Source organism: Frankia sp. CeRuru1 (assembly GCF_977966315.1).
This window is the reverse complement of the sequence record NZ_CDWWEW010000464.1, coordinates 1-3,549: the sequence shown is the minus strand read 5'-3', so window position 1 is coordinate 3,549 and position 3,549 is coordinate 1. Positions and strand designations below refer to the sequence as shown.

The window sequence follows — 3,549 nt, the reverse complement described above, 5'->3', positions numbered from 1 at the left end:
TCGCCCGTCGAGATCCGCTGTACGCTGCGCGGCATGGGATCTGGGCGGGTACGGGTTCGATTCGCGCCATCTCCCACCGGCATCTTCCATGTGGGTGGGGCGCGGTCGGCGCTGTTCAACTGGCTGGTCGCGCGGCGCGCCGACGGCGACTTCGTGCTGCGCATTGAGGACACCGACGCGTCCCGCAACCGGCCGGAGTGGACCGACGGCATCATCAGCGCGCTGGACTGGCTCGGCATCAGCCCCGGCGGGTACGAGGGTCCGGTGCTGCAGTCATCGCGTGCCGACCGGCACCGGGCCGCGGCCGAGCGGCTGCACGCCGAGGCCCTCGCCTACTACTGCGACTGCACGCGCGAGGCCCTGGCGGGACGCACCGGCAACGCGCAGCGCGGCTACGACGGATTCTGCCGGGACCGCGGGCTCGCCCCGGGTCCCGGCCGGGCGCTGCGCTTTCGCACGCCGGACGACGGCGTGACGATCGTCGAGGACCTCATCCGCGGCACGCCGGAGTTCCCGAACGACACCATCGAGGACTTCGTGGTCGCGCGGGCCGACGGGTCGGCGGTGTTCCTGCTCGCCAACGTCGTCGACGACCTGGAGATGGGGATCACCCACGTCATCCGGGGTGAGGAACACCTGTCGAACGCCCCGAAGCAGCAGCTGCTCTGGGCAGCGCTCGGCGCGGGCGCGCCGCCGGTGTGGGCGCACGTCCCGGTGATCGTCAACGAGAAACGCCAGAAGCTGTCGAAGCGGCGCGACAAGGTGGCGCTCGAGTCCTACCGGGACGAGGGATACCTGCCCGCCGCCATGAAGAACTACCTGATGCTGCTCGGTTGGGCCCCGCCCGGCGAGGACGAGATCGTGCCCTGGGAGACGATCGAGTCCACCTTCGACCTTGCCGACGTGAAGCCGTCGCCGGCGTTCTTCGACGAGAAGAAGCTCAAGGCGTTCAACGGTGAGTACATCCGGCGGCTGAGCGTCGAGGAGTTCATCGAGGCGGTCCGGCCCTGGCTCTCGGCACCGGCCGCGCCGTGGGAGCCGGCCGCGTTCGGCGCGGACGCGTTCGCCGCCCTCGCCCCCCTGGCGCAGAGCAGGGTCTCCGTGCTGTCGGAGATCGTGCCGATGGTCGACTTCCTCTTCCTGCCGGAGGTACCGATCGACGACGCGGCCTGGGCCAAGGCGATGAAGGGGCCGGCAGCGGAACTGCTCGCCGACGTCCACGACCTCTACGACAAGATCGAATGGGAGGCCGAGACGCTGAAGGCCGGGCTCACCGAGGTCGGCGAGCGGCACGGTCTCAAACTCGGCAAGGCGCAGGCACCGGTGCGGGTCGCCGTGACCGGGCGGAGCGTGGGACTGCCCCTGTTCGAGTCGCTGGAGGTGCTCGGCCGGGAGACCACCCTGCGGCGGCTCGCCGAAGCGCGGGAACGGCTTACCGGCGGCTGACCTCACGCCGGTCCACGGCGGCTTCGCGCGCACGCCGGTCCACGACGGCCTCGCGCGGCGGGCAGGGCTGAGCCCGGGTCACGGCTGGGACGGGCCGCGACCCGGGCTGGGGAGACCCACCAGAAGCCGGGGTTACCTCTGGTGGGTGAGGCTGCTCCAGTTCGCCAGCCACCCGGGCGGCCACCCGGGTGGCCAAGGTACGGTCGCGTTCGACAAGGACCAGCACACCCCGCCGGGCCTAAGAGATCCTTAAAACAAGCTCAAGACAAGCTGTGATCTTGCTGTCACGAAATGCCTCTCGAGAGTGACCATCCCGTGATGTCAGGATATTGCCGCCAAGCGGGAGTCCACCGGACTTAGGGCTCACCGTGACCCTGGGTGGCTGATCCTCGGGGCGTGCGCTGGCGCGGGCTCAGCCCGGACCACTCGTCCGCCCAGGCCGCCAGCGGTTCCAGCACTCCCTGCAGGCGACGGCCGTGCGCGGTCAGCCGGTACTCGCCGGCCTCGTCCACCTCGACGAGGCCGGCCTCGCGCAGCTCCCGCAGGCGTTGGGTCACCTGGGCCTGCGGCGCGTCGAGCCGCGCCACGAGCGCGCGGAACGGCAGGGCCGTCCCGCGCAGGTTCCAGTAGACGGCGAGGGCGAAACGCCGGCCCAACAGGTCCACAAGACCGGCGAGGGCGGACGGTGCGCCGTCCGGAGTCTCCGGATGAGTCTCGGGATGACCGGAGGCGTGCGGTCGTCCCGGCCCGTTCGGCCTCGCCTGCCTCATCAGCATGTCCCGCCGGGACCGCTCATCGGTGGTCTCCGGGGTCTCCGGCGCGAGGGTACCTCGATCAGCGGGCACCGACCGAACCGACGCCGTTGGATCCGACACCGTTGGAGCTGTGCGAGCCGAGGGGAGCGAACAGCCTGGTCGCGGACTGCCCGGCGTGGGCGCCAAGCAGGTCCCGGGCCTTCTGGTAGAAGGTGGCCGCCTGCGCGGAGACGAGTCCCGCCGCGCTCTGGACCTCCGGGCGCTCCTGGAGGTCACGGACCTGCCGCATGATGGCGTCGTAGTGCTCCCGGCCGGCCCGGGCGCCGAGGACGTATCCGAGACCGAGGGCCAGGATGACGCTGGGCCTGATACGCATGTTGCCTCCCAGGAGACCGAGGGACGTGCAGGCGGATGGCCGCCGGCCGCTTGACGTTGTGTCGTCGGGTTGATTCCTACCCCACGTCCAAGACCGCCCGAACCTCAGGTAGGCTGACGACGTCAGGTACATGGCAGGTACACGGCACCCGATCCCGCGTAGCTCAATTGGCAGAGCAGCCGGCTGTTAACCGGCAGGTTATAGGTTCGAGTCCTATCGCGGGAGCATAGGCCCAGGCCGGAGGCCTGATCCCTTCCGAAGATCAATTCCGAGTCATATCAGTACCACTTTAGCCTTACCCATCCATACTATGATCTTGATCGATGCAAGATCAAGAGAACTACTACAAGCACGGCCACGCGTGGACCATCAAGATCACGAAAGATTCACCTGCCGGTGGGTCGACAGTAGCCCCTCAGATTGCCACGCTGTGCAGCAGAGCCAACACGACGGTGCTGTGGGGGTGGCCGGTGCGACTGGCGTCGTTCAACGTGGAAAACCTGTTCGAACGGGTCCGGGCGATGAATCTGCCCACCTGGGACGAAGGCCGACCGGTCCTAGCCGCATTCGACCGGTTCACCACCCTCGCCCAGCACGAGGTCTATACCGTTCAGGACAAGACCGACATGCTCGCCGACCTGGAAACGATGGAGATCCTGACCCGCACCGGCGAGGGTCGGCTGCAGCTCAGCCGGGATCCACAGCCGCGGTGGGCCCGGCTTCGCGAGAACCGCGGGAACTTCCTCACCCAACCCCCCGGTAAGGACGCTGTGATCGACGCAGCCGGACGGCAGGATTGGATCGGCTGGGTCGAACTGGTCACCGGCCCCGTCAACGAGACCGGGATCCGCTCCACCGCCCAGGTCATCACGGACATCAACGCCGACGTTCTCGCCGTGATCGAAGCCGAAAACCGTCCGGCGCTGGTCCGGTTCAACACCAGTCTGCTCGCCGGCCTGTACGCCCACGTGA

General features: G+C 68.7%; 4 protein-coding genes and 1 tRNA gene. 3 read left to right on the top strand and 2 right to left on the bottom strand.

Translation table 11 applies throughout. The features are described from left to right. Positions 1-33 precede the first annotated feature (33 nt). A complete protein-coding gene (gene gltX, locus AC08OP_RS22745) occupies positions 34-1,446 on the top strand; it encodes a glutamate--tRNA ligase (RefSeq protein ID WP_476616035.1) in 1,413 nt (470 codons plus the stop codon). A gap of 356 nt (positions 1,447-1,802) precedes the next feature. Here the strand turns inward: gltX and AC08OP_RS22740 are convergent, their stop codons facing one another. Beyond that, positions 1,803-2,216: a winged helix-turn-helix transcriptional regulator gene (locus AC08OP_RS22740; RefSeq protein WP_476616034.1), complete on the bottom strand. Its 414-nt coding sequence runs from the start codon at positions 2,214-2,216 to the stop codon at positions 1,803-1,805. 64 nt (positions 2,217-2,280) lie between these two features. Then, the gene (locus AC08OP_RS22735) at positions 2,281-2,577 is read right to left on the bottom strand and encodes a hypothetical protein (protein ID WP_476616033.1); all 297 of its coding nucleotides are present in this window, start codon (positions 2,575-2,577) and stop codon (positions 2,281-2,283) included. A 152-nt stretch (positions 2,578-2,729) separates the two neighbouring features. Here AC08OP_RS22735 and AC08OP_RS22730 point away from each other — a divergent pair. Further along, a tRNA-Asn gene (locus AC08OP_RS22730) sits at positions 2,730-2,802 on the top strand. Between the two features lie 98 nt (positions 2,803-2,900). Beyond that, the coding region (locus AC08OP_RS22725) for a hypothetical protein (RefSeq protein WP_476616032.1) at positions 2,901-3,549 on the top strand (649 nt) is incomplete at its 3' end.

Coding starts and splice junctions, on each gene's coding strand:
- gltX (WP_476616035.1), top strand. CDS start 34: ATGGGATCTGGGCGGGTACGGGTTCGATTCGCGCCATCTCCCACCGGC.
- AC08OP_RS22740 (WP_476616034.1), bottom strand. CDS start 2,216: ATGAGGCAGGCGAGGCCGAACGGGCCGGGACGACCGCACGCCTCCGGT.
- AC08OP_RS22735 (WP_476616033.1), bottom strand. CDS start 2,577: ATGCGTATCAGGCCCAGCGTCATCCTGGCCCTCGGTCTCGGATACGTC.